The 217-nt window shown below is 41.9% G+C and carries 1 tRNA gene; it reads left to right on the top strand.

What is annotated here, in order from left to right:
• Positions 1-73: 73 nt before the first annotated feature.
• A tRNA-Gly gene (locus DL897_RS17435) sits at positions 74-147 on the top strand.
• Positions 148-217: the final 70 nt, after the last annotated feature.

Here is a 217-nt window from a genome sequence, read left to right as displayed (position 1 = left end):
CAATTGGATAGAGCGTTTGACTACGGATCAAAAGGTTAGGGGTTCGACTCCTCTCGGGCGCGCCAATTTAAATGCGGGTGTAGTTTAGTGGTAAAACCTCAGCCTTCCAAGCTGATGTCGTGAGTTCGATTCTCATCACCCGCTCCATTATAATGATCTTTGAAAACTAAACAAGACAAAACGTACCTGTTAATTCAAAGTTTTAAATAAATCGCAC

This window comes from Thermoflavimicrobium daqui (assembly GCF_003313465.1).
GTDB lineage: Bacteria > Bacillota > Bacilli > Thermoactinomycetales > Thermoactinomycetaceae > Thermoflavimicrobium > Thermoflavimicrobium daqui.
Note: the sequence above shows the minus strand (reverse complement) of the source record. Positions and strands in the feature narration are given on the sequence as shown.